This window comes from uncultured Anaerobiospirillum sp. (assembly GCF_902485895.1).
Taxonomy (GTDB): domain Bacteria; phylum Pseudomonadota; class Gammaproteobacteria; order Enterobacterales; family Succinivibrionaceae; genus Anaerobiospirillum; species Anaerobiospirillum succiniciproducens.
In genome coordinates this window covers 46,737-72,808 of the sequence record NZ_CABTML010000053.1, presented here as the reverse complement: position 1 = coordinate 72,808, position 26,072 = coordinate 46,737, and the positions used below count along the sequence as shown (strand labels likewise).

21 protein-coding genes and 1 pseudogene are annotated in these 26,072 nt (G+C 44.4%); 7 read left to right on the top strand and 15 right to left on the bottom strand.

What is annotated here, in order from left to right:
* Positions 1–323 precede the first annotated feature (323 nt).
* The 4 genes from RDO37_RS04435 to RDO37_RS04420 form a co-directional block, all read right to left on the bottom strand.
* A complete protein-coding gene (locus RDO37_RS04435; RefSeq protein ID WP_308498246.1) occupies positions 324–749 on the bottom strand; it encodes a RusA family crossover junction endodeoxyribonuclease in 426 nt (141 codons plus the stop codon).
* Between the two features lie 416 nt (positions 750–1,165).
* Entirely contained in the window at positions 1,166–2,221 is a 1,056-nt protein-coding gene (locus RDO37_RS04430) for a hypothetical protein (protein WP_308498245.1), read from the bottom strand.
* 185 nt (positions 2,222–2,406) lie between these two features.
* Entirely contained in the window at positions 2,407–2,805 is a 399-nt protein-coding gene (locus tag RDO37_RS04425) for a hypothetical protein (protein ID WP_308498244.1), read from the bottom strand.
* A gap of 75 nt (positions 2,806–2,880) precedes the next feature.
* On the bottom strand, positions 2,881–4,023 hold the full coding sequence (locus RDO37_RS04420; protein ID WP_308498243.1) for a tyrosine-type recombinase/integrase: 1,143 nt from the start codon (positions 4,021–4,023) through the stop codon (positions 2,881–2,883).
* 470 nt (positions 4,024–4,493) lie between these two features.
* Between RDO37_RS04420 and RDO37_RS04415 the strand changes: the two genes are divergently transcribed.
* On the top strand, positions 4,494–5,504 hold the full coding sequence (locus RDO37_RS04415) for an NAD(P)H-dependent glycerol-3-phosphate dehydrogenase (protein WP_281710001.1): 1,011 nt from the start codon (positions 4,494–4,496) through the stop codon (positions 5,502–5,504).
* 93 nt (positions 5,505–5,597) lie between these two features.
* Here RDO37_RS04415 and RDO37_RS04410 read toward each other — a convergent pair whose 3' ends face one another.
* Positions 5,598–6,185 (bottom strand): NifU family protein, encoded by a 588-nt coding sequence (locus RDO37_RS04410; protein ID WP_027939344.1) that lies wholly within the window; start codon positions 6,183–6,185, stop codon positions 5,598–5,600.
* 755 nt (positions 6,186–6,940) lie between these two features.
* Between RDO37_RS04410 and pckA the strand changes: the two genes are divergently transcribed.
* Positions 6,941–8,539, top strand: a complete 1,599-nt coding sequence (pckA, locus tag RDO37_RS04405; RefSeq protein ID WP_308498242.1) for a phosphoenolpyruvate carboxykinase (ATP) — start codon at positions 6,941–6,943, stop codon at positions 8,537–8,539.
* 114 nt (positions 8,540–8,653) lie between these two features.
* Positions 8,654–9,124 (top strand): annotated as a pseudogene (gene greB / locus RDO37_RS04400) (transcription elongation factor GreB); the annotation flags it as partial.
* A gap of 373 nt (positions 9,125–9,497) precedes the next feature.
* Here the strand turns inward: greB and RDO37_RS04395 are convergent.
* From RDO37_RS04395 to hslR, 6 genes are all read right to left on the bottom strand, one after another.
* Entirely contained in the window at positions 9,498–10,124 is a 627-nt protein-coding gene (locus tag RDO37_RS04395; protein WP_027939346.1) for a hypothetical protein, read from the bottom strand.
* Positions 10,125–10,471: 347 nt separating this feature from the next.
* Positions 10,472–11,605, bottom strand: coding sequence for an alpha/beta fold hydrolase (locus tag RDO37_RS04390; protein ID WP_308498241.1), 1,134 nt, complete (start codon positions 11,603–11,605; stop codon positions 10,472–10,474).
* A 422-nt stretch (positions 11,606–12,027) separates the two neighbouring features.
* Positions 12,028–12,675, bottom strand: a complete 648-nt coding sequence (ribB, locus tag RDO37_RS04385; RefSeq protein WP_308498240.1) for a 3,4-dihydroxy-2-butanone-4-phosphate synthase — start codon at positions 12,673–12,675, stop codon at positions 12,028–12,030.
* Positions 12,676–13,037: 362 nt separating this feature from the next.
* Positions 13,038–13,793: a pyridoxine 5'-phosphate synthase gene (gene pdxJ / locus RDO37_RS04380; RefSeq protein WP_027939349.1), complete on the bottom strand. Its 756-nt coding sequence runs from the start codon at positions 13,791–13,793 to the stop codon at positions 13,038–13,040.
* A gap of 290 nt (positions 13,794–14,083) precedes the next feature.
* Complete coding sequence (locus RDO37_RS04375) at positions 14,084–15,043, bottom strand: Hsp33 family molecular chaperone HslO (RefSeq protein ID WP_052338911.1); 960 nt, start codon at positions 15,041–15,043, stop codon at positions 14,084–14,086.
* Between the two features lie 167 nt (positions 15,044–15,210).
* Positions 15,211–15,624, bottom strand: coding sequence for a ribosome-associated heat shock protein Hsp15 (gene hslR / locus RDO37_RS04370; RefSeq protein WP_027939350.1), 414 nt, complete (start codon positions 15,622–15,624; stop codon positions 15,211–15,213).
* A gap of 555 nt (positions 15,625–16,179) precedes the next feature.
* Between hslR and nudE the strand changes: the two genes are divergently transcribed.
* The 4 genes from nudE (at position 16,180) to argH (ending at position 21,269) form a co-directional block, all read left to right on the top strand.
* The gene (gene nudE / locus RDO37_RS04365) at positions 16,180–16,752 is read left to right on the top strand and encodes an ADP compounds hydrolase NudE (protein WP_308498239.1); all 573 of its coding nucleotides are present in this window, start codon (positions 16,180–16,182) and stop codon (positions 16,750–16,752) included.
* 699 nt (positions 16,753–17,451) lie between these two features.
* Positions 17,452–18,369 (top strand): ornithine carbamoyltransferase, encoded by a 918-nt coding sequence (locus RDO37_RS04360; protein ID WP_027939352.1) that lies wholly within the window; start codon positions 17,452–17,454, stop codon positions 18,367–18,369.
* A gap of 4 nt (positions 18,370–18,373) precedes the next feature.
* A complete protein-coding gene (locus RDO37_RS04355; RefSeq protein WP_308498238.1) occupies positions 18,374–19,612 on the top strand; it encodes an argininosuccinate synthase in 1,239 nt (412 codons plus the stop codon).
* A gap of 280 nt (positions 19,613–19,892) precedes the next feature.
* On the top strand, positions 19,893–21,269 hold the full coding sequence (gene argH / locus RDO37_RS04350) for an argininosuccinate lyase (RefSeq protein ID WP_027939354.1): 1,377 nt from the start codon (positions 19,893–19,895) through the stop codon (positions 21,267–21,269).
* 234 nt (positions 21,270–21,503) lie between these two features.
* Here argH and dut read toward each other — a convergent pair whose 3' ends face one another.
* The 4 genes from dut to RDO37_RS04330 all read right to left on the bottom strand — a co-directional run bounded on the left by dut (position 21,504) and on the right by RDO37_RS04330 (position 25,783).
* Entirely contained in the window at positions 21,504–21,986 is a 483-nt protein-coding gene (gene dut / locus RDO37_RS04345; protein WP_308498247.1) for a dUTP diphosphatase, read from the bottom strand.
* Positions 21,987–22,230: 244 nt separating this feature from the next.
* Complete coding sequence (gene coaBC, locus RDO37_RS04340) at positions 22,231–23,562, bottom strand: bifunctional phosphopantothenoylcysteine decarboxylase/phosphopantothenate--cysteine ligase CoaBC (RefSeq protein WP_308498237.1); 1,332 nt, start codon at positions 23,560–23,562, stop codon at positions 22,231–22,233.
* A gap of 730 nt (positions 23,563–24,292) precedes the next feature.
* On the bottom strand, positions 24,293–25,078 hold the full coding sequence (locus RDO37_RS04335) for a CrcB family protein (protein ID WP_308498236.1): 786 nt from the start codon (positions 25,076–25,078) through the stop codon (positions 24,293–24,295).
* Positions 25,079–25,090: 12 nt separating this feature from the next.
* Positions 25,091–25,783, bottom strand: coding sequence for a CrcB family protein (locus RDO37_RS04330; protein ID WP_308498235.1), 693 nt, complete (start codon positions 25,781–25,783; stop codon positions 25,091–25,093).
* Between the last annotated feature and the right edge of the window lie 289 nt (positions 25,784–26,072).

Below are 26,072 nucleotides of genomic sequence, written 5' to 3'. Positions count from 1 at the left end.
GACGGCTGCAGCAGTTCCATAGGGGGCACGAAGTCGAATCACATAGGCTACCTTGTGCCCAGTCTACAGCGCCCGATCAGGCCCCTTAGTTGGTCATGATACTTGCCTTGGCTTTCTAGCTTGTTACTTGTTCTAAATAGTCCTAATTTTCCCAAAACGCCGTAGACCCCCTCCAGCGCGTCATACAGCGATCTTATGGCCTCCATAGTACCAACACATTAGCACCCCATACGATCGCGCTGTATGAGTGCTCTATGATGCGCTACGTGAGCTTATAGGGGCGTTGTGTTGCTATGCTGCAGCATTGTAGGTCATTTTGCTAGTTAAGCAAGCTCGCTATCTAGCATCGTGGCTACTCTTCTAAAAGCCAAGCTAATCTCACTAGCATCACATTCTTGCAAGCTGTAGATACTGACTTTAACGCCCGCTTTGGCCTTGCTTGGCTTTTCTTTGTAGGCACATTGGCACTTAATCAAACTGTCGTCAGCCAATACGCCAGCCTTAACTAATGCATCATTTGCCGCTTTTAACTCGTTGTCTATATCGCGTACACGTCTATCGGGTGGCGTGATTGTAGCGATTATCAAGACCTCACTATCAATAGCTGCAGCATTACCGTATTGGGCTTTAATCTCGGATATGGCTTGATCCAACCATTTGCGATAGGCAGGGGTTAATACTAGTCGCCTGTTTTCAGGGTACAAACGATTATTTGCGGATACAGGGGTAGGAATGTTTAAATCAATCATGTGCTTATCTCTGCAGTGCTATGTGTGCGCGTACGCGCTTCAGATCTTGCTAACTTTCTTCTATATTACTCGGATCACATAAACCCGCGTATATATCAGGGGCGCTATGTGGTTAGGGGCCATATTTTGGCTCTAACTATATTTGTTATCAAAAACACGCTTAAACCCTTTATACACGTGGCTTGCAAAGCAAAATCTATCTCTATTTGGTGGCCTTAATTTTGGCCTTAATTTTGGCCTGAACCCACCGACAGCCGCCATGAGGGCTTGTGATTTAGCTAGTTTTAGCGATATATACGCCGTTTGTTGCTAGTCAGAACAGCTCAAATGACCGCTCAAATGACCGCTCAAATGACCACTGAAATGACGGCCGTTCGGGTGGTTAGTTCGGGTGGTTAGTTCGGGTGGTTGTTGGCTTATGATTTTGCACGCTTTGGTGGCATTGCTTCGATGCTTAATTCAACCATACGCACATTAATGGATTGTGCATTAGGGTGGTCACTGGTGTTAGTAGTAGTAAGCAGTTTAGCGTCACGCAATTCTTTAAAATAACGATTCGTAGACCTAGGCCCGAAATGCAGATCCTTTTGGGCTTGTTGATTAGTGTATACGCACTGTTTCTTAGCAAAACTAGTAAGAATCAAAAGCCGTCCATACAATAATTTTGCCTTGGCAGTTAATTCAGGGTGAAAAGAGTTTGGAACCTTGCTAAATTTTACTTTTATTGGTTTCTTTTCTTTTGTCTTGGCAGGCGCTTTACTTGTTGATTCGGGCGCTGTATCAGTTTGCTTTAAGTCCGTGGCCTTGGCTTCTTTTTTAGCCTCTAACCATGCCCCGTAGTCCTCTAAACTCTCACGCTCTTTTTGCAAGTGTTCTTTCTCTTGCTCTAAAGCGTAGCGCTCTTTTTGCAAGCGTGCTTTCTCTCGTTCTACAGCCAAGATCCTTTGCTGAAAAAACATGCACCTGTCTTCGGCCACATCTCTTTGATGTCGCAAGAGTTCTATTTCTGACTTTGCATCGTCATAACGTTTCTTTTCATCGTCACGATATCGCCTTGCATCGCTCGCTAGCTCGTATGTACTAAAATAGCGGGGCTTTTTATTAGCCCTAAAAAGGTCAGAGATAAAGCCGCCATCAAGATAGTTATTCACTTCTTTTAGCACGAATTGCGGCCACCCGTCTAACACGTCTTCTAACCACCTTACAGGATTGAATTTTATCGGATCCTCTATCGTGACGTTTTCAGTAATTGATTTAATGCCTTGCTCGATGCAGTCTTGACTAATCCAGTCTATCCACGGATTAACATTATCACTTAAGATAAGTTTTTCAACTGGATCCGCCGCATAATGAATTTTTACAAGAATGTCTAAAAGATTCGCGCATACATGACTATTAAGGGCTTGTATTTCGTTATCATAGACTTCACGAAACTCATCTATTGATTGCGGTGTTTTGTGTCTAAAAGCCATATTGATTTGACCTTGGTTTTGATTGTTTTTGGTTTAATTGGATCTTACAACTAAAAAGCCCAATAAGTTGAACTTCTGATAACCTATATGCACGAAGTCTAACTAATTGGGCTTTGTGTTTAAATTGCCTTCGATTTTTCAAAGCTTGATTTTACGGGCTTTCTATTAACCTTGGTTTTGCCCTTTTACTCTTCTAAACCTGATGCATGGCTGCAGCTTTCTTTTAATTCGTTTATCTCGTCGTTTAATGCACAGTCGTATGAATTGGAGAGAGTGCCATCAGGTTCTATAAAGTCTTGTAGGCTTTCTAAGTGGGTCAAGCGGCTATAACGCATAAACAAGATAGCCATATTATTAGGATCTTCTGCAAAGACTTTTTGCACTAAATCCCGATCCGTTTTGCGGGATAAGTGCATATCCAGAAAATCAAAAGCTTTCCTAAGGTGCTGCAGCTTGTCAAGCTTAGTCTCGGAAAAGTCAGCAAGCATTAGATGCATGAGCATGGAACCAAAGCAGAAAGGGAACAGTGAGCAAAGCACGATAGGATCTAAAACGATTTGGGCCTTGTTGTTTAAAGTGGTCATTTAAGTTACCTCAAATAGTGGATTGAAAAGCCCCCGATTATGAGGGCATGGAATTAAGTAAAAACGGTGCGGGCGCTATTCAGGATAGTAAGGGCTATAACAACGCTCTACGAAGTCGCCCCAAGCTTGCATGATTGTGCGGCGCTGTTCTAGGTAGTCATAGCGCTGATAGCTTGCTTGCGTGGTATTCTCGCAACGGTGTGCTAAGCAATACTCACTTGCTGCAAAGTCATAACCATTGCGAGCCATCCATGAGCGCCCCGTACTTCTAAAGCCGTGCAAGGTGGTTAACTCATTGAATGGAATGAGTCGAGCGTGAGCTAACTTGCTTTTATGCCCACTTTTAGATGACGGATTAGGAAACACAAACACGCCCCCAAGAGCCTGACGCCGCTTTAAGATCTTCTCTAGTTGTGTGCAAATTGGTATGCGGTGCTCACGCTTGGATTTCATCTGACTAGCGGGAATAGTAATAACCTTTTGATCGAAGTCTATCCAGTCGTAACGTAAAGCCACTACCTCATTAATGCGGCATAAAGTTAAACACAGCACTTTGACAATGTCGGGCATAACAACATTAATCTTTAGTTTCTTCTTCATTAGCTCAAAGACTTCGGGCAGTCTATCAGGCTCAACAAAGCGGCGGTGCTGTACTGGTGTACTTGGTAGAGTGCGTGACACATATTGCAAGCGGGCTGTATCAGTTAAGCCCAGTGCAAGGCCGTGGCGCTCGATTTGTGCTAAGCACTGCAGCGTATTGCGGGCCGCTGTAAATTGCCCTTGCTCTATGTAGTGCGCTACAGCCTTACGCGCATCTAGGGCGGTAATATCCTTTAGTGGCTTGTTGTGAAATACATCCAAGGGCTTAATGCTGTTAAGCGTTGCAGCCATGCTAGATGCTTTGATGTTCTTAGTAGCTAGCCACTGTTGCGTCAATTCACCAAACAACACGGGGTTATCTTCTCGTTGCTTACGTCCGTCTACGAAGTTGCTAGAGACTTCTTTTACTTTTGCGCGGGCGCTGGATAAAGACATGGCGGGGTAATCGCCTAAGACAATGTTCTGGGCTTTACCTTGTGATGATTTGCGTAGTAGCCATTGCTTACGCCCGTTTGGGTAGACTTTGATATTAAGTCCGCCGCCATCACCAACTAAGTAGTGCTTTTCTTTGGGCAGTAGGTTAGCCACTTCCAAGTTGGTTAACTTGTTCTTAGCCATTACTAGGATCCTCAATACACACAAAATTGTACCTAATGGGTACAGTTTACACCGTGTTTGAAATTGTACCTAGTGGGGTACTTAGAACGATTGCAAACGATTGCAAACGATCGCAAACGATCGAGAGAATCCAGTAAAAATCAGGCCTAGCGAGAGTGTAGGTAAAGTTAGGAGGGGATAAATAGGCGGGGTAAAAAGTGGTGTTCCAAAATCGGGCTTTATGCCTTATCTAATCGCATCTGAGCACTCAGATGCGTCTCTTTTCTCTTCAAATCGTCTCAAACCTCACATTGCTAGGGCCTGTCACTGTATTTTTACAAGCGCGTTGGTATCATTTCATCCCATATCTTGTTAGGCACCATCAAGCTTTAAGTTTGCCTGTTGCCACTAGTCTTAATCACACCTTAGATCTATTGATCTATCCAATTTCACTGCATAACCCACAAGCGCTTGCTTGATGGACTTTGACGATGAAAGAGAAGCAATCATTAACTGTAATCGGTGCTGGCTCATACGGCACTTCACTGGCAGTGGCAGTGGCCTCAAAGGGCATGCCAGTAATGCTGTATGCAAGAGATCCACAAAAAGCTGCCAAGATGCAGGAAGAGCAGATGAATGCCCAATACTTACCTGGCATTATCTTTCCTCCATCATTAACAGTAACTTCCAATTTAGAAGAGGCAGTCAAGTTTGCTCGCGATATTTTGGTGGTGGTTCCTTCAGAGTCTTTTGAAAAGACCTTAAAAGAAATCAAGCCATTTTGGAAACGCCGTCAACGTCTTGCGTGGGCAACTAAGGGCTTAGATAGTTCAGGTGAGCTCTTGTCCAAGGTTGTCATGCGTGAGATGACTGATGATGAGTATCCTATACTGCCAATCGCGGCTCTCTCTGGACCTACCTTTGCAAAAGAACTGGCTGCTGGTATGCCAACAGCAATTGCTTGTGCAGGTAACGATGAGAAGTTCGTAGATGACATGTGCCAAATTATGCACACTAAGACTTTCCGCGTTTATAAAAGCCATGATCTCGTAGCCATGCAAATTGGTGGTGCGGTCAAGAATGTTATTGCAATTGGTGCGGGCATGTCTGATGGTCTTGGCTATGGTGCAAATGCAAGAACGGCGCTGATCTCAAGAGGTCTTGCCGAGATGATTCGTTTAGGCACCGCATTAGGTGCATCTGAGCGTGGCTTTATGGGCTTGTCTGGTTTAGGCGATCTTATGCTCACCTGTACTGACAATCAGTCACGTAATCGTCGCCTCGGTTATATGCTTGGACAGGGCAAAAGAGCTGATGAGGCACTTAAAGAGATTGGACAGGCTGTTGAGGGCTATAAGATGGTAAAGGTCGTGGTTGGTCTTGCTCTTAAAATGGGAGTTGAAATGCCAATCTGCAGCGAGCTTTACGAAGTTTTAGTGAACCACAAGAGTGGTCGTGAGGCTGCTCGTGATCTTTTACGCCGTGACTCTAAGAGCGAGTAGTCGCGATCGCTAATGATTAACTTTTATATATAGATAGAAAAAAAAGCCCAGCATTTGCTGGGCTTTTTTCATGGTGAGCGTACGACTTGTAAATTAAGCGTAGCTCTCGTCAGTTACGGTGTGAGCTGTAGCATCTTCAACACCCTTAATCTGATCTTGGAAAGCATTCTTGAGCTGCTTTTCAATACCCTCATGTAAGGTTGCACCAGCTAAGGAGCAGCCATTGCAGCCACCTGAGAACTCAACAGTAACGATACCGTCTTTAAAGTCAACTAAACGAACAGCGCCGCCGTGGCCTGCTAAGGTTGGGCTTACAAAACGCTCAATGTAGAAAGCGATTTGATCCTTTAAAGGAGCGTCTTCGCTAACTAACTTACGCTTTAAGTTAGGAGCGTGCAGGGTTAAGAGATCCTCACCAGCATCATCCTTTGACAGGTCGATAACGGTCTCGTCTAAGAAGTCGACCACATCCATGTCGATAACAATCTCAAAGCCGTCCATCTTAAAGTGGAGATCCTGGGAGGTAATGTACTCTTTCGGACAATATAAGATGCCGCTCTCAACACCAGGGGTGCCTGGGTTAGTAACGGTAAGACGAATAGCAAGGCCTTCCATCTTCTGCTTTTCAATGATGCCGCGTAGATAGACTTGTGCCTCTGGTGAAACAGTAATCTTGCTCATTTAACTTGTCCGATTGATAAGTGAAAACTTGTTTTTAAGCTAGGGCTTGTTGATAGCTTTTGACCAAGTATTGTGTTCTTGTTCACACAATTTAGGTGGTCATTATAAGCTAACTTGATATGCCGTTTAGTACATAGATCGTATAGCGAAAAAAAATTGCGACAATAAGGCTTAAAAGCGCATTCTAATACGTACTGATAGATGCCTTGTGTAAACTTTAGCGACCAAAGTATGGTCATTAGCATGATGTACATATTGGATGTCTTGTGTTCTGATTGCCTTGAGCTCATGGCACTAAACTTTGTGCTTATAGAGTAGTTCTTGCAAAATTTTGCAGTCATAGTTGGCTATCTAGGAAGATAAATAGCCATGGGTGTGAAAGCTTAAAAGGGTAGATGTCTTTTTTTAAATTGATATTTAAGGCATTTGTAGCGAAGATTATGCCCTCTTTGAGGGCGGTTAGGGCACTAAACTACCAGCTGTGACGCTTGTACGACGAGTGCTGCAAATTTGTGCAGTGATAGTGCAGCTTTGCGCAACTTTAAAAGGCAGTATTTTGAACACCGCATGCGATGTATAGCGCCTCGAATAGCCATTTGTGCAATAAAAGCAAATCTTTTCATTGCAACTCATATCAAATTTTTTAAGTTAAAGAGACTATCGTCGATCCATAGTTGAGAAAAATAAGCTAGAATGATGGCCGGTTTAGAAAGAATTGCGTCAGGATTACCCTGGCATCATTCGTGGAGAAAAAAATGAGCTTATCTGAAAGTTTAGCTAAATACGGCATTACTGGTGCTACCAACATCGTCCACAATCCTTCTTACGAGGATCTGTTTGCTGCTGAGACTCAGGCTTCTTTAGAAGGCTTCGAGAAGGGCACTGTAACCGAGATGGGTGCTGTAAACGTTATGACTGGCGTTTACACCGGCCGTTCCCCTAAGGACAAGTTCATTGTTAAGAACGAGGCCTCTAAGGAGATCTGGTGGACTTCTGATGAGTTCAAGAACGACAACAAGCCAGTTACCGAAGAGGCATGGGCTCAGTTAAAGGCTTTAGCAGGCAAGGAGCTCTCTAACAAGCCTTTATACGTTGTTGATCTCTTCTGCGGTGCTAACGAGAACACCCGTCTGAAGATCCGTTTCGTTATGGAAGTAGCTTGGCAGGCTCACTTCGTAACCAACATGTTCATCCGTCCTACTGAGGAAGAGTTAAAGGGCTTCGAGCCAGACTTCGTTGTTCTGAACGCTTCAAAGGCTAAGGTTGAGAACTTCAAGGAGTTAGGCCTCAACTCTGAGACTGCTGTTGTATTCAACCTCGCAGAGAAGATGCAGATCATCCTCAACACCTGGTACGGTGGTGAGATGAAGAAGGGCATGTTCTCCATGATGAACTTCTACTTACCATTACAGGGCATCGCTGCAATGCACTGCTCTGCTAACACCGACCTCGAGGGCAAGAACACTGCTATCTTCTTCGGTCTGTCAGGCACTGGTAAGACCACCTTATCTACCGATCCTAAGCGTTTACTCATCGGTGACGACGAGCACGGTTGGGACGATGATGGCGTATTCAACTTCGAAGGCGGCTGCTACGCTAAGGTTATTAACCTCTCTAAGGAAAACGAGCCAGACATCTGGGGCGCTATCAAGCGTAACGCTTTATTAGAGAACGTAACTGTTGATGCTAACGGCAAGATTGACTTTGCAGACAAGTCTGTAACTGAGAACACCCGTGTTTCTTACCCAATCTTCCACATTAACAACATCGTTAAGCCAGTTTCTAAGGCTCCAGCTGCTAAGCGCGTAATCTTCTTATCTGCTGATGCTTTCGGTGTATTACCTCCAGTATCTATCCTTTCTAAGGAGCAGACTCAGTACTACTTCCTCTCTGGCTTCACCGCTAAGTTAGCTGGTACCGAGCGTGGCATTACCGAGCCTACCCCAACCTTCTCTTCATGCTTCGGTGCTGCTTTCTTAACCTTACCTCCAACCAAGTACGCTGAAGTTCTGGTTAAGAGAATGGAAGCTTCCGGCGCTAAGGCTTACTTAGTAAACACTGGCTGGAACGGCACTGGCAAGCGTATCTCCATTAAGGATACCCGTGGCATTATCGACGCAATCTTAGACGGTTCTATCGATACTGCAAACACCGCAAACATCCCTTACTTCAACTTCACCGTTCCTACTGAGTTAAAGGGCGTTGACACCAACATTCTGGACCCACGTAACACCTACGCTGACGCTTCAGAGTGGGAAGTAAAGGCTAAGGACTTAGCTGAGCGCTTCCAGAAGAACTTCAAGAAGTTCGAGTCTTTAGGTGGTGACTTAGTTAAGGCTGGTCCACAGTTATAATTCCTGTCTGACCCTTTAAGGGCAGAATAGATGAATTACTAACGGGCCCGAGGTGCTATATGCGCCTCGGGCCTTTTGTATTTGTATAGACAAGGAAGTCTATAGGAGGACAATGTGGCAAAGAAGCCTTACATTACCCCTCAGGGATATGAGTTACTTAAAAAGGAATTAGATTATCTTTGGCTTGAAAAACGTCCAGATGTAACTGCTAAGGTTTCATGGGCTGCAAGCCTAGGAGATCGCTCCGAGAACGCTGACTATCAGTACAACAAGCGTTTGCTTGCTCAGATTGACCGTCGCATTCGCTATCTACGTAAGATTCTTAATGATCTACAGATCATTGAGTTCAACCCTCAGCAAAAGGGTCGTGTGTTTTTTGGCGCTTATGTTGAGATTGAAGCTGATGACGATGAGTCGATTATGCAGCTAAGGATTGTAGGCGGTGAGGAAATCTTTGGTCGCGATAACTACATTAGTGTTGATGCGCCTTTAGCTCGTGCTTTGCTGGGCAAAAGTGAGGGTGATGATGCAACCGTGCATACACCAAAAGGCGATCGTGTATGGTATGTAAACCGCATCGACTACAAGTGCCCTGAGTGGTTTGTAGAGCAAGAGCCTCGTCAAGCTAACCACGAGATTCAAGATGAAGATCTTGAGGCAGATAAGAACGCTCCAGAGCTTACTGCAGAAGAGCTCAAAAAGCTTGAGCAAAGCTACATGAGTACTCTAGTTAAGTAAGCATCCATGCTTATCTCAAGCACGTTTAGGTGCGTATGCGCACAAGCAATCACTCGTATTGACTGCACTTTTGTGCGTAGGCTCGTCTCGTTGCCATTAACTATCGTATGAGGTGGGTAGATGCTAGTGTGGGGATTAGACAATTAGATGCAGCGCTGCAGCTCCTAAGTGGAACATGCAGCGTGTAGATGGTGAATAGAAGATGCGATCTTAAGCTTGTCTAGGCGTTCTTTTCGACTACTTGACCTAGACGGCTGTGTGGGATGATAGCTCCATACTTGCGGCACAGAGCAAAGTTGATAATGCCAACGGCAGTATTCTTATCGCTAAAACGATCTAAGAAATGCACATTCTGTTCTCTAAAGCGCAGCAGGATAGTGCGTCTCTTGGTTCTTCTAGTTGCAGGGATGATGTAGTAGCCAGTGATTGGGTCATAGCCTGATTTTACAGGGCCATCTTGTTCATTGAACTTATTAAGACCTTCTTCTGTCTGGGCGTATTCGTTGCCCTCAAAAGCGTAGTTATCACCCTGTTGCTCTTCATACTCAGAGTTATCGCCTTCTTCACCGTTGTTGTTACGGTGGCGTCTGCGACGGCGGCGGCCATCAGGATCTACGATAATGTCGTCCGTGGCATCCATAATGCCTTGTTGCTGGGCGCTCAGAAGAGAGTTTTCTCCGTCGGTATTGCCGCGACGATCTCCGATATGAGTTTGTGAGCGTGATCCATGAGACTGATTGAGCTGCGGAATAGCAACACGTGCTTGTGTGTCTCGGCGTGCCTCATCGACCTCCTTTTGATAAGGGGGCGGTGCAACACTTACCGCAAAATTGGATGCTACGTCCATATCTCATCTCTCCAAGGACTCTGCAAAAATACAGCTCAAAAGTTTTGCAGACATACCTCAGATGATAATACAGTTAAATAGGCAATAGACCAAATCTGTGATCTAGGTTTGTGATGCAAACATAAGATTTGCCCAAAAAACGCTCAAATTATCTTAGCTAAACCGACAGCTATTAATGATCTGATCGCTAATGCTAGCTAGCATGCCATCAAGCAAAGCTAGCAGGGCACACATTAAGCAAAGCTAATGGGCACCATCGTAAAGCTAAGCTAAGCAAAGCTAGCAGGGCACACATGAAGCATGCAAGTAAGGCTAAGCATACTACATTGAGCGTAGCCAATGATTGGTTAGTCGTGCTCAATTGATTGATAAAAGTCGCTGACCACTTTGAAGAACTCTTCAGGCTCACTTTGCACTGGGTTGTGTGAGGAGTTAGCAAAGATATAAGAGCGGTGCAGTGGTGGATTATCAAAGTACTTGCTTAATGATGCCGGAACCAAAGGATCTAGTGCGCCAAACAGATGTAGTGTTGGGATATTGATATGATGCATGGCTGGGCGTTCATCAATAAAGGTCACTAATCTGATACCAGCCATCAACACCTCATAAGGTATCTCTTTACCATCGCCACTAGAACACATAGCTGTGCTGTATTTAACTGCAGGATCAGCAGGTGCTGCAGTGCTTTTTTCATCAAGCTTATCTAAGCTTTTTTCAGAGTCTGTTTGGTTTTGGGCGGTTTTAAGGCTCAATCTTGCATCTGTCTTAGAAGAGACATTTATAGCTGCTTTATCTTGGCTTTTAGCAGAGCCTTTCTTCTTACTATCAACTAGGCGGAAGAAGATATTAAGCACCATATTTAAGCGGCGTGGAGTAAGTTTGGTGTTGCACTTAAGGATCTTAACTGCGCTCATGCCTTGCCAATTAGGGTCTGATGGGAAGCGCGGTGATCCACAGATAGTTACCAAACTACGGATTAGAGGGTGGTTGTAGATAGTGTGGCCATTTGGTTTTGGAATGCCAGCGCAATTGTCTATACCCTCATGGGCAAGCTTAGCTGCCTGAGCTACTGACATATGGTCAAAACTATCTATCTGATCTTTGGCTTGAGCGTCGAACAACTCTTGCATTTGATTGCAGCTAAAGACCATGTTCTTCTCAAACACATCAAAGTTGAGGCATGGATTATTAACGGTACTAATCGCTCTTAGAGCATACAAGGTTCCAAAAGACCAAGAAATAACGTCTGCGCCACATGGAATGGTGTTTAACAATAGATAGTTGGTCTTTGAAAAGTCTTCAGCGATCGAGGCTAGGTGCTCTGATCTTCCATAGCCTGGCAGATCGATAAGATAGACATCGCGATCAGGAAACATGCGTGCTATAGGCAGCAAAAAGGAGCTATCGCAGCCCCATCCATGGATGATGGCTAGCGGATATCCTTGTTTGTTTCCTACTCTGGTAAAGCCCAGTCTTTGCATGCATTGCCTCTCATAATAACTAGTGCAAGCTAGTTATATTTAGTCACAAAATCCACATCTGCATAATGTAATGCAGTATCTCATGAGCCTCTGTGATTAGCTTAGATCTTAACTTTGGTTTCTTGGTATGAATATATCATTGTACATGGCTTATTAAGTCATATATGCAAATTGGTAGCATATCGCTCTTAAACAATGCAAAGTTAGCAAAAGCTGTGATGAAAGATGAGTTTTTAAGCTTCAAGAGCGTGTTAGTTCTCATATTTATACACGGACTAAGGCGTAGCATCCACTTTATGTGCTAGTCATGATGGTGGAGCTATCTCGTTTTAGGGCTCTAAAACGACAACAGGGCGCTAAGCGCCCTGTTGTGCTAGTGCTTGTAAATTAGTGCAAGCTCTTGAACAGATAAGTAGTTACTACTAGCAGTTCTTTTCTTTACGGTAGGCCTTGATGTCATCGATAGAGACAACAGTCATATCGTGAAGCTGAGCAAAGGCACAAACGCGTGGCAGACGAGCCATATCGCCATCAGGAGCAGTTAACTCGCATAAAACGCCGCACTCTTTAAAGCCAGCTAAACGAGCTAAGTCGCAAGATGCCTCAGTGTGGCCATCACGCTCTAACACGCCACCATCACGGGCAACTAATGGGAACATGTGACCAGGTGCAGCTAAGTCCTTACGTGATGACTTCTCATCTAAGATCACGCGAATTGCTTCGATACGATCTTTTGCAGAAACACCAGTAGTTACATTCTCAGCAGCGTCTACGGAGATAGTAAAGGCAGTACCGTATGTAGAAGTATTGTCCTGAACCATCATTGGCAGACCTAATTGCTCAGCACGCTTTTTCTTAATGCAAACGCAAACGATGCCAGAGCACTCGCGGATCATGAAGGCCATCTGCTCGGAGGTCATGGTCTCTGCTGCATAGATAAGGTCGCCTTCGTTCTCGCGATCAGCATTATCAACAACTAATACGCCACGGCCTTGACGCATAGCGCTAAGGGCTGCTTCAACACGATCTACGGAGGTATCTCCGAACATTTCAAGTAAGTTGGTAGACATTTAAATGTACTTCCCGATGAGCTTTGTTACTGCTAAGGCAGCATAAGTAAGAGCTTATGGGCCTAGCGTTACTTTTTTCCTTCAGTCCAAGTGCCACTTAAGCAAAAAAATGGGGCTAAATGGCATCAACGTGGTTCTAAAGTGCTTAAGAAAAACTATTTTCTTTAAAAGCAAAGAGAGAGTACCTTCTCAAAGCTCAAAAGCAAGTGTCTTTCTTGTACCTTGAGATAGCACTTTAGATCCTAATTTGCATCACAAAGGCCTGTATTCAGGTCTGATGGATTTGATGCTAAGTCCATCTGAAGATAGCCTAAAAGACTTATCTTTAGTAAACCTAACGCGCTAATGAATAGCGCTATAGATTAGAAGTGAAAATCTGTGCATGCAAAGCGACGAGCATCTTGCATGATTTTCTTCATTTCCTGTACAGCTGCAGGTAATCCAACAAAGATAGCACGGGCAATAATACTGTGTCCAATATTAAGCTCTTCCATCTCTTTAATAGATGCTATAGGTGTGACGTTCTCGTAAGTTAAGCCATGACCAGAGTTGACATGCAAACCCTTTGAGGAGGCATATGCAGCCATTTCTGCAAGCTTTAAATAGCACTCGCGACGTTCTTCAGACTTGACTGCATTAGCATAAGCGCCGGTGTGGAACTCAATTACAGGAGCGCCTACAGCAACAGCGGCATCAATCTGCTCTTTTTCAGGGTCAATGAATAAAGATACTCTAGTACCGACCTTCGATAAACGCTCAACTGCAGCGCCAATGCGTACTTGATCGCCACTGACATTAAGGCCACCTTCAGTGGTGACTTCTTCGCGGCGCTCAGGAACTAAGCAAGCGTCATGTGGAGCAAGAGCTTGAGCAATGGCGAGGATGTCGTCTGACACAGCCATTTCTAAGTTGAGCTTAGTTTGCACGGTTTCACGAATAAGACGTACATCGCGATCTGTAATATGGCGACGATCTTCACGCAAATGAGTAGTGATACTGTCAGCACCGCCTAATTCTGCTAAAGCACAAGCGGTTACAGGATCTGGATACGAAACACCACGGGCATTTCGTACAGTGGCTACGTGGTCGATGTTGACACCTAAATATATGTTACGCATAAGACATCTCAATGATCTTAAATGGTTTTAAGCAGCCAATTGAGTAGAGCAAACAAGCTGAGCTTCAGCTGATAGCCTGTGCTCGGAGCCTAGATTAGCACGATCTCATAACTGTGGCTGCAAAGATAGCAAGTCCTGATACTTTATCGCACCTGTACTAGCTAAAAGTCTGAGGCCCTCTAAATGATCTAGCAATCACTTAAAAGGAGCATGGACATTAAGAGTGTGCGCAAGTGCAATAGAAACAGCTAGAGATCGTCTTTTGTGAGCTCATAGAGCTCATGTAGCCTTTATTTAACGTTTTCTGCCATCTTGGCGGCTTTTTCAGCCTTCTCTGAAAGAGTACGCTCTAAAATCTGGCGCACCTCTTCAGGAGTGATGTGATAGACCTTGCCGCAGCTGTTGCAGGTCATATCGATGCCATTAGGGTCATTGGCGAGTTCCTCAAGATCCTCTTCAGGAAGACCATTGACAGCTTGCATGATGCGATCTACAGAGCAGATACACTTAAATGCAACCTTAGTTGGGTCAAAGACGCGAATCTTGTCGTTCCAATATAGACGGCGCAGACTTTCGTTGAGGCTCAGATCAAAGAGTTCATCTGCAGTTAAAGTTGAGCTTAAGGTGCTTAAGTGCTCTAACGACTCATGGTTTTTCTCGATCTCAGGAATGATCTGTAACATCAGACCACCTGACTTGCAGGCAACTGGATCGCTATATAAAGTCATAGAGGTATCAAGCTGCTCTGATTCTTTAAAGTAGGCCTCGATGGACTGAGACAGGGTTGGCTTGTCTAAAGCCACAATACCTTGATAGCGATTGCCACCCTCAGGGAAGGCGGAAATAACTAAGATACCGCCTTTACCAACGAGATCTAAGAAGCTTGCATCGTTAATCTTATCGAGATGATCGCTTGAAACATTGCCGTAGAAATTGAGGTTCTTATCGATATTGATAAAAGCAAAGTTTACCGCCTTAGAACCCTCACCACCTTGAATTTGCACGGTTACAGTACCGTTAGCCTTTAAAGTAGCAGCAATTAAAACTGCAGCTGATGCTAACTCAAGCATTAAAGACTTAATGCATAAAGGATAGTGGGTAATGTTCTCGAGTAACTTGTGTACTGGCTCGTTGATATGAACGATCTCGCCACGTACGCCGTGCTCTTCAAAGAGGAAACGGACAATGCTGTTTTCCTGCTTGTCCTCATTGATTTCAATACCTGCGGCTTGATTAGTGTCGTTACTCATTATTGTTTCTCGATGTATATACGTGTCATTGAAGCTAGTCAATTAGGCTTGTATAAGCCTCTGCTTTTAGGCAGTAGTTATTGACACTTCATCAGTACGGTTAAAAGCACTTTAAAGATAATGCTTTTGCATTGCTGATGAGTTTAGTTAATCTTGTGCACCTAAAATCACATGCTGTGCTTGAGTGACTCAAGTTCACGGCGCTCTTTTTTATTTGGCTTAGTGTCAGGACGAGGGTTTAACAAGGCGGCAGCCTTATTGAGTCTGGCCTCTTCTTCTCGTCTTGCTATACTCTCTGCTGTCTCTTCATAGAGGGTTGCTGCAACAGATGCAGGGCCTCTGACATCAGAGATGGCCTTAACTATGACCTCTTTACGAGAGAAGCCTTGTAAGAGCTTAATGGTCGCGCCAACTTCCACGGCTCGTGATGGCTTGGCTTTACTACCGTTGTAGTCTACTTTACCACCATCAACCATTTGACGGGCAATTGAGCGAGTCTTGTAGAAGCGAGCAGCCCATAGCCACTTATCAATGCGCACTGCAGCAGGTGCATCTTGTGATGTTTTGTTTTTGTCAGCCATGTGTCTTTGCTCATTAAAAAACTGCATGATTATAGCATCTTTCAGCTTATCAACCGCTAAGCAAACACCCTGACTCGATAGCTTATCTTGCTTACGATTAGGTGTGTGGCCGCTAAGATGGCCCTTAAGAGCAAGTGCAAAGTAAGATTATGCAAAACTTTAAACAAAGCTTGATATGTACTTGATCTTATATGCCTATCATCTCCCATCTAACTTTAAAGACTAGATTGTAAAGAAGAGTAATAGTTGCACTTTATAAAGTGAGCCTGAGTAAAAATAAGCTGAAGATTGTGCCTCGATTACGAGTTATACAGAACTTGTAGTTTTGCGCATTCTGTTTGAAAGTTTTCCATACATGCTGATGGTGTTAAGTTGTCTGATAACAAATCTCGACATGCTTGTATCAACGCTAATGAATGTGTTTTCCTCATTCTCTGTGGGTTTATGCATGTCTGTGATCATGATCAAAAATCGAGCAGTGACAATCAAGTGATCAGATATTGATGCTTTGAGAGTATGATCTAAGGCATATTAAGTAATTGGAGACATCCTGCTATGGATTTAAAAGCACTGCTAAACAAACCGCTGCCAAAGGTTAGCAATCAGCAGTCACATAAGGCTTCTCGTATTTTCCGTATTGAGACTATGGATCTTACTTTCTCAAATGGAACTAAAGCTACTTATGAACGTATAGCAGGTGGTCATGGTGCTGTTATGGCAGTGCCATATGACGGCAAGCATTTTTACCTAACTGTGGAGTACTCTGGTGGTGTTATGGAGTACATGTTGGGTTTGGTAAAAGGTAAGATAGATGCAGGCGAGAGCGCCGAAGAAGCCGTTGTAAGAGAGCTTAAAGAAGAGATAGGTTTCGGCGCGAATAAAACAACTCTTTTAAAACATGAAATGACCGTAGCCCCTGGCATGTTGTCTTTAAAGATGTATTGCTATTTGTGTGAAGACTTATATGAGTGTGCACTAGATGGGGACGAGCCAGAGCCTATTGATGTGGTTAAACTGACCCCTGAGGAGGTCAAGGATCTGATCTTTGATCCTGATAGTGTCCTGACTGAAGGCCGTACTATTGCCGCTTTAACCCTTGCATTGCGCAAAATTGGTGCATTAAATTAAAACGCGCCCTTTATTGGGGTGTTTGCGATCCTTTGAATAAAAATAGCGATAATACAGCACAGATATTTGCAGGCTTCTACTGTAAGAACCTAACAAGTAATCTCGGCACTATCATGTATCTGTGCTTAGCTAGGCATGCTTAGATGAACTGCCTAACTAAAAATCAAAGCCAAGTCATATAAACCAAAGTCGAGCAATGCTCATATCTGACTTATTAAGGCTAACTTAAAAGCACATTGGTAGATAATGTTAAGCATTGTGCCAAGAGTACTTAGCTTGAACAAAACAAGCATGGTTAATCCGCGTCTTGTTGAGTTATCAAACGTATTCATAAGGTTGAGAGGCTGAGCGCACCTTAAGCTTTCTTTAAGAGATCCAAGTTTAAATTAAGCTCTGTCAGGCACTGATCTTGTGAAGTAGTGGTTTAAGTTCTTTTACCCGCCTAAGTAACAATATCTCCCGTTCTTTAGAATCTTTTAATGCAGCGTCCTGTTAAGTTTTCGCACCTGTGTGTCAACTCTAGACCATAGCATAGTCTAGTAGCCGACCAAGTTAACTTGGCATCATCGATACATCTAGAGTGTAGAAGAGACTTTCAGCGCTGTTTTTTGTTTTACGAATACTCAACGTATGCATTTCAGGTAACAGACAATGATCGCTGCCTGAAGTTGTGCGTAGCATGGAATCTTTGGAGGCTCGATGCAGCACCTACTTACCGGTTTTGAACTTGATCAAGACGGATACCATCAGATCATATCTTTAGCTCAAAGCATGAAAGCTCAGCCTAAAGAGTACCGACGATTACTTGATGGTATGAGCGCTGCTTTAATGTTTGAAAAGCCTTCCTTACGTACCCGTACTACTTTCGAGTTGGCTATGTTCAACCTTGGCGGTCACGGCGTTTACTTAGATTTAGGTAAGGGTGACTTAGGTGTGCGTGAGTCAGTTGCTGATTATGCACGCAATCTTTCAAGATGGGTTGATTGCTTAGTTGGTCGTGTATTTAAGCAGACAACTTTAGAAGAGCTTGCCGCAACTGGTTCAGTACCAGTAATTAATGCTCTTTCTGATATCTACCACCCAGCTCAGGCCATGGCTGATTACATGACCGTAAAGGAGCATTTAGGTAAGGTTGAGGGCGTAAAGCTCGCCTACCTTGGTGATGGCAATAATGTTGCTAACTCTTTATTAGTTGCTGGTGCCTTTTTAGGCGCACATGTAACTTGTTTCTGCCCGCTCAATTGCGGTCCTGATGTACAGGTCTTCAATAAGGCCAAAGAGCAAGCTGCTAAGTATGGCGCAAAGCTCGACGTAACAGACGATCTGTCGTTACTTAAGGACTATGACGTTCTGTACACTGATACTTGGGTTTCAATGGGTGATGACACCCCACTTGAGGCTGTAAAGAAGGTGTTCATGCCTTATCAGATCAATGAAGAACTCGTTAAGAGCTCCAATGCAAGTCTGGTAATGCACTGTTTACCTGCCCATCGTGGCTACGAGATCACTGATGCAGTGATGGATGGAGAGAAGTCCGTAGTCTTCGATGAAGCTGAAAACCGTTTACATATTCACATGGCTCTTTTAGCTACTTTGCTAAATCCAAACAGAGGTTAATCTGATGTCTAAGCAAGATAAAAAGCAGTACAAGAAGGTTCTGTTAGCCTATTCAGGCGGTCTTGATACTTCAACTATCGTTCCTTGGTTAAAGGAGAACTATGGTTGCGAGGTTGTATGTTTTGTCGCTGACATTGGTCAGGAGAGAGATGACTTAGAAGGCATCGAGGAGAAGGCAAAGAACTCTGGTGCTATCAAGTGCATCGTCAAGGACTTACGTGAAGAGTTCGTTCGTGATTATGTATTCGAGACCTTCAAGACTGGCGCTTTATACGAAGAGACCTATCTTTTAGGTACCGCTATTGCTCGTCCTGTAATCGGCAAGGCAATGGTAGAGGCAGCTTTAGCTGAAGGTTGCGACGCTATTTCTCACGGCGCTACCGGTAAGGGCAACGATCAGGTTCGTTTCGAGTCTGCAGTTGCTGCTTTAGCTCCACACCTTGATGTGATCGTTCCATGGCGTGAGTGGGACTTACGTTCCCGTGAAGACTGCTTAGCTTACTTAGCTGAGCGTAACATTCCATGTAAGGCTACCTTAAAGAAGATTTACTCTCGTGACGCTAACGCTCTGCACATCTCAACTGAGGGTGGCGAGCTTGAGGCTACTTGGAACGAGGCATCTGAGGCAGTTTGGACCTGGACTGTTGACCCAATGAAGGCTCCAGATACTCCAGAGACTTTTGAGCTCACCATTGAGCAGGGTGTTGTAACTGAGATCGATGGTAAGAAGGTTACTCCTTTTGAGTGCTTAGACGAGCTTAATACTCGTGGTGCACGTAATGGTGTTGGCCGTATCGACATCGTTGAGAACCGTTTAGTTGGCATGAAGTCCCGTGGCTGCTATGAGACCCCAGGCGGCACCATCATCTACAATGCTCTGCGTGCAATTGAGCAGTTAGTTCTCGATAAGACCACCCGCATCCACCGTGACCACATGGCAATTGAGTTTGCTCAGTTAGTTTACGATGGTCGTTGGTTTACCCGTCTGCGTGAGATCATCCAGGCTGGTGCTGATGAGCTCGCCAAGGATGTTAACGGTAAGGTTGTTGTGCGTCTTTACAAGGGTCACTGCGACATTATCCGTAAGGAAAGCCCTAACAGCCTCTTCAACTTCGACTTCGTAACTTTCGGTGCTGACAACGTTTACGATCAGGCTGATGGTAAGGGCTTCATCCAGCTCTACTCCTTACCTGCACGTATCCGCGCATTAAACGCAGAGCACAGAAAGCAGCAGGGCAAGTAGTATTGTCCTAGACAGAGCTTTTAGCTAGGTAGCCTCATAGTGAGGCTATCTTATGCACCTGTCTTAAAAAGGCCCGCGCCTGGTGTGCGGGCTTTGTCTTATAGCCTAGCTAAATTTATGGGTACACACTCATCAGTGCTTTGTAAGTAAGAGCAATGATGACTGTGTAGCAGTAAGTGCATCAGGCAATTTACTTACATTAGGCCGAACTAAACTTAGGCTTATTTGTAGTGGCACAACTAATATTGACTAAACATCTTCAGTTAGAGGAATAACGACCATGGCATTATGGGGCGGTAGATTCACCCAGGACAGCGATGTCCGCTTTAAGCACTTCAACGACTCTTTAGTATTCGATTACCGTTTATTTCATGAGGACGTTGAGGGCTCACGTGCTTGGGCCAAATCTTTAGTTACTGTTAATGTCTTAACTCAAGATGAGTGCGCTTCTTTGATCCAGGCTTTAAATGAGCTTGAGCAGGAAATGACTGGCCGTGAAAACGAGATCGCCTTAGCTGGTGATGAGGACATTCACTCTTATGTAGAGCGCCGTTTAATCGAGAAGGTTGGTGCTTTAGGTAAGAAGCTGCATACTGGTCGTTCACGTAACGATCAAGTAGCTGTTGATCTTAAGTTATTCTGCCGTCGCGCATGCGATGAGATTTTAAAGTCCATCCGTGGTCTGCAGCGTCAGCTGTTAAAGGTTGCTGATGAGAACCAGGGCGTAATCTTCCCAGGCTATACCCACCTGCAGCGTGCCCAACCAGTTACTTTCTCTCACTTTTGCTTAGCTTATCTGCAGATGTTTGATCGTGACTTTGTACGTCTGTCTAATGCCCGTGATCTGTTAAATGTATGCCCATTAGGCTCTGCAGCTTTAGCTGGTACTGCCTACCCAATGGATCGTGAAGAGTTAGCCAAGAACTTAGGCTTCAAGGGCGCAACCCACAACAGCTTAGATGCAGTATCTGACCGTGACCACGTTATGGAGCTGTTATCTGCAGCTTCAATAAGCTTAGTGCACCTGTCACGTCTTTCTGAAGATCTTATTATTTACAACTCAGGTGAGGCCAACTTTATTGAGTTATCCGATAAGGTAACCTCAGGTTCTTCTTTAATGCCACAAAAGAAGAATCCAGATGCTTGTGAGCTCATTAGAGGTAAGGCTGGTCGTGTAGTTGGTGCTCTCATGGGTATCTTAACCACCGTTAAGGCACTGCCTTTAGCTTACGACAAAGATCTGCAGGAGGATAAAGAGGGTCTGTTTGACGCTTTAGATACCTGGCATGAGTGCTTAGATATGATGTCCTTAGTCTTTGAAGGCATTAAGCTTAATAAAGATAAGATTGAGGCAGCTGCTAAGGGTGGCTACTCTAACGCCACTGAGCTTGCTGACTACTTAGTTTCTAAGGGTGTACCATTCCGTGAGGCTCACGATATCGTAGGTCAGGTAGTGCTCTATGCTATTTCTGTAGCCAAGCCTTTAGAGGACTTAAGTGTTGACGAGTTCAAGAAGTTCTCAGCTGTGATTGCAGATGATGTTTACCCAATTCTTTCTTTACAGAGCATCTTAGCTAAGCGTAATGTCTTAGGCGGTGTTGCCCTGGAGCAAACTAAAGCTGAGATCGCCGCGCTCAAGCAGCATCTGAATGCATAATCACCTCGTATCTAGAGCAATCACGCTGCCAAACTACTTGCGCATGCATGATTAGCACGCTCTATAAGAGTATTGATAGCAAAAGCCCCACAACCAATGCGGTTGCGGGGCTTTTGTTTTAATGGTCTTATAGTGAAAGTTTGCCTTTCACATGTTGATGGTGCTTACTTGTGGCCAGTAGAACCAAAGCCGCCGGTGCCTACTTGTGGCCAGTAGAACCAAAGCCGCCAGTGTCTACTTGTGGCCAGTAGAACCAAAGCCGCCGGTGCCACGTTCAGAGGCCTCAAACTCATCAACAACAGTGAAACTAGCACGTACGATCGGAACGAATACCATTTGGGCAATACGATCGCCTGGTTTAATGGTAAATGGCTCGCTAGAACGATTCCACAGAGGAACCATTAATGGGCCCTGATAGTCAGCGTCAATCAGGCCTGTTAGATTGCCTAGTACGATACCGTGCTTAAAGCCAAGACCAGAGCGAGGGAGAACAGTGGCGCATAAATTAGGATCTTTCATATAGACGGCGATACCAGTTGGCATCAAGAATGTCTCTTGAGGATTGAGGATCTTATCCTCGCTAATCATGGCACGAAGATCTACACCTGCAGCCATGGAGCTTTCATATTGAGGTAGAGGGAATGTGCCATATTTAAGGCGCTCGTCTAAGATCTTTAGTTCAACTTGAACATTTCGCTTAAAGCCCTCATCAGGCATGGTGTATCTCTGAGTGTCGTTAGCCATGATGCACGTCTCCTCAACGTAGCTGTTGTCCGTATTAATGCTATATAGCAGCACACAGATGCTGTTTCACCTAAGTGCTTAGCAAGGCTAAGTATTGTAGCAAAGCACAGGCTTAAGATTGCCTTTTAATGCATATGAAAAAGCCCGACCTAGGCCGGGCTTTTATGTAGTTAGTCTTGAGCATAAGCCTCTATAAGCCTTAGCTCTTATAACTTAGTTATTTTTTAGACTTCTTCTCGCTTTCACGTGAGCTCTTGTACTCAGCAAGGATTAACTCCATGAGTAAATCAGCAAGCTTAACCTTGCTCATCTTGCCAAAGCTAGTAACGATGCCTTTCTCATTAAAGACGCTAGCGGCATTGTCGTTGGAGTTAAAGCCAATTTCTGGATCAGAAACATCGTTGAGCACAATGAGATCAAGCTTTTTACGTAAGAGCTTTTCACGTGCATTGTCCTCAAAGTTATCAGTCTCTGCCGCAAAGCCTACAGTGAAAGGACGATCCTCATCTAAATGGCCTACATAGGCGATGATGTCTTCGTTCTTAACTAACTCTAAGGTTAAGAACTCGCCATGATCTTCTTTCTTTAGCTTGGTGTGCATTGGCTCAATGAGACGGTAGTCTGAAACAGCAGCACAGCCAATAAAGATGTTTGCTTGTCCAACTTGTGACTTAACAGCATCAAGCATCTGACTTGCAGAGGTTACATCTACACGCTTAACGTTGTTTGGAGTTGCAAGATGTGTAGGTCCTGAAATTAAAGTTACATCTGCACCCATGGTGGCGGCCATCTGTGCTAAGGCATAGCCCATCTTACCAGAGCTCTTGTTAGTGATAACTCGTGCAGGATCGATGTTCTCTTCAGTAGGACCAGCGGTAATAACGATCTTAATACCTGCGCCGTGAGATTTTGGCAGCAGCTTGGTCTGAGTTAAAGCTGCAGGCTCTTCTGGGCTTGGCAGAGCCTCTGGCTCAAAGCCCTTATATGGAAGAGCAATGTGGTCATTTAACAGTGCGCAAATGTAAGAGAAGATATCCTCTGGATTGCGCATTCTACCCATGCCCTTATCGCCACAGGCAAGCTCACCATCCTCTGGAGCGATGATATATACACCGCGATCTTGCAGCGTCTTGAGGTTTTGCTTGGTGGCAGGGTTGAGCAGCATACGAGTATTCATTGCAGGGGCAATGACGATTGGGCATGCTGAGGCTAATACTGAGGTAGTAAGTGCATTATCAGCTAGGCCACAGGCAAACTTAGCAATAGAGTTGGCAGTGGCAGGTGCTACTACATAAAGGTCTGCGTCATTGGTAATGGCAATATGATCGATGCCCTCAGCGTCTTGGAAAACATCGGTCATTACCTCATGATGGGTTAGAGCTGATAAGGTTGCAGGTCCTACCATCTTAGCGGCTGCTTCGGTCATCACTACGCGAACGTCAGCGCCGTTCTTTACAAGTAAGCGGCATAGCTCGCAGGCTTTGTAGGCTGCAATGCCGCCAGTAATTCCGAGCACTATCTTGCGATTTTGAAGAAGTAATTGGCTCATGAAAATCTCCTTAAAAGCGATCCAGCATTACCGAGCAGGCCTGTTTGATCTCTGTTTGCAGTGATCTACTTTTGTTATGCACTCAGGCGTGTGCGCCGCGCTATTAAAGCATAGGATCAGTTGTTCTATTGTCCTAAACCTCTGGTATTGTGTGCTTTGCCCGGCACTAATCGGTTTAGCTAGATGCAGTCGGATCGGCCTTTAAAATGATCTATACATAATTGGCAATCTGACATAGAGTTGCACTTTCTAAGATCTTAGGTGGTGATCCTTAATCTTATAGATGGTGGCGAAATCTTAAAATTCAAGCACAAAGGGCTAAAAATAGATCAGCTCTTTAGACTTCTTGTTACATCTTAGCAAGTTTGCATCAAGCTTGTAGAGCTATGCACGACAAACATGACTTCTCTTAATTCTAGATTAGTACAGCTCTTTGTAGTGAGTAAAGACAAAGATAAATCTTAGAACGTGAGGCAAGGCATGAATTTGCGGCAACTTAGAGCCATTAACAGATAGTTTCTTGCAAGGTTTAGACGACAGATTAGTAGCTTAACGTGTATGAGATGGTGCGTATTGTATTGATGGGCGGGCGCTGCACAGATCTTATGATCCTCATGCAAACGAAAATGCAATATATACATGCTTATGCAAAAGGAAAGGAAAGATGCGCAGGCCCCATGCTAAAGGAAGGCAAGATGGTGCATGGGGCCGCAAGTATCAAATTAGGCGGTTACTTGCCTTTGCGTAGGGCTTTAGGGGTGATTTCTTCCATGAGCTTGTTGATGTAATCAAGCTGTGGCTTGATAGTCTCAATTCTATGCTCAGGAGAGCCAAGATCGCCTTTAGCTACTGCATCTACTAACATGTCTTCAAGTGAGTGCGGATGACATTTGTCTTTGAGCATAGCTTCTTTGTACATTTCAGTAAAAGCTAGCAGCATACGGACGTAGTCATAGGCTTTTTGACGCAGTACATTGCGCTTTTCTTCAAAGACACCTGGCAGAGGCTTCTTATCATTGAGGTTAAGACCAGAGGCATACAGCTCATCAGCTAGAGCCTTAATCTCAGCAAAGCGAGGGATGATCATCTTGTACTGCACTAAGAAACGATAGCGGCATAATAAAGACATGCGGCGATGTTTGTGCATGTACTTCTTTAATACAAAGGCGGTAGCAAAGTAGGTTGCAATAGCAAGGATGCTATAGACAACTAAAATGCCGCACAGCATGGCGCTAGCGATGAAGACATTATGCTCAGTGCTAACTAGTGAGTAGACGGCAAGTGGAGTGAAAGTAGAAAGGCCACCTAAGAAGCCAACATTCACAAAAGTATGAAAGAACTTGTGGTCAGCGAGCACACTATAGTTGAACATGGCATAGCACACGCCCATGAGTGCACAAGAGGCTAAATTAGCAATCGAAAATGCGTGAAGCTCAGTGCCATCAATTAGAAAACGGGCTAAACAGCCTAAACCGCCGCCGAAGAATATCAGCATGAAACTAAATGCTTTATCCATTTGATCTTCTCCTTACTTAGCAGAGGTTGCTTTGTCAGTTGCTTTAGACTCTAAAGAGCTTTGCTCAGCATCTGTAGTAGTGCTCTTGTCTTTAGCATTTTCAGTGTCACTACCCTTTGTCTCAGAGCTCTTGTCATCAGCATGGGTTACGTCACTTTCCATATTGTGGGAGTGGGAGATGTACTCATCGATGTTGATGTCCTTGTTTTTCAAGAACTCTTCAGCATCGTGCATATGATTGTTATCTAAGATCGATTGCTGCAGCTCCTCAGTACCTTTAACAATGTTCTCTGTAGCCTCAGCTCTTGCAGTATTGTTGTAGTCCATAACCATCTGACCAACGCTCATACCGCCTTGAGCAGAAAGAACACCACTAATGGAAGTGGCGACAAAGTAGACCACTGCCAGGATTATAGACTTGTTGCGATGGCGACGATCAAAGAAGTGATTGATGATGTCGCCAGTAAAGGCTGCTAGCGTGCCAAGGCCACCGACCATGCCTATAGATAAAGCTGAGTTGATATCAGTTGGCAGAGTGATGGAGATGATAAATCCACCTAAGAATGCCGCGATGATGTTCACCAACAAAACGGCAAAAGGAAAGAAGAATACTGACGGCAGAGCCAAAATAAAGATCACGGCTCCACGTACTACCGCGCCGATACCACCGAAGGTAAAGACGGTAACAAGAACTTCCCAGGACATTAAAAGCAATCTCCGCTTGTAGAAAATGCAGCTATCTGATGTAGTCGAGCCAAAAGTTGAGCCTTAGTTACGATCAAATCTACTCATCAAGGCAATGATGTCATCGATCTTATAATCTGTAAGTAAGTAGTGCACCAAGGTTTCTGATCTCATAATCGCCTTGTAATAAGTCTCAGTTCAATCTGCTTGTCGATGATCTAGAGCCACTAGAGAGTCTTATTCTTGTGTTCTATGATCTAGCATAAGAGTAAGTAATAAATGGCGTGATCAAGTTTAAACAAGCGCTGAT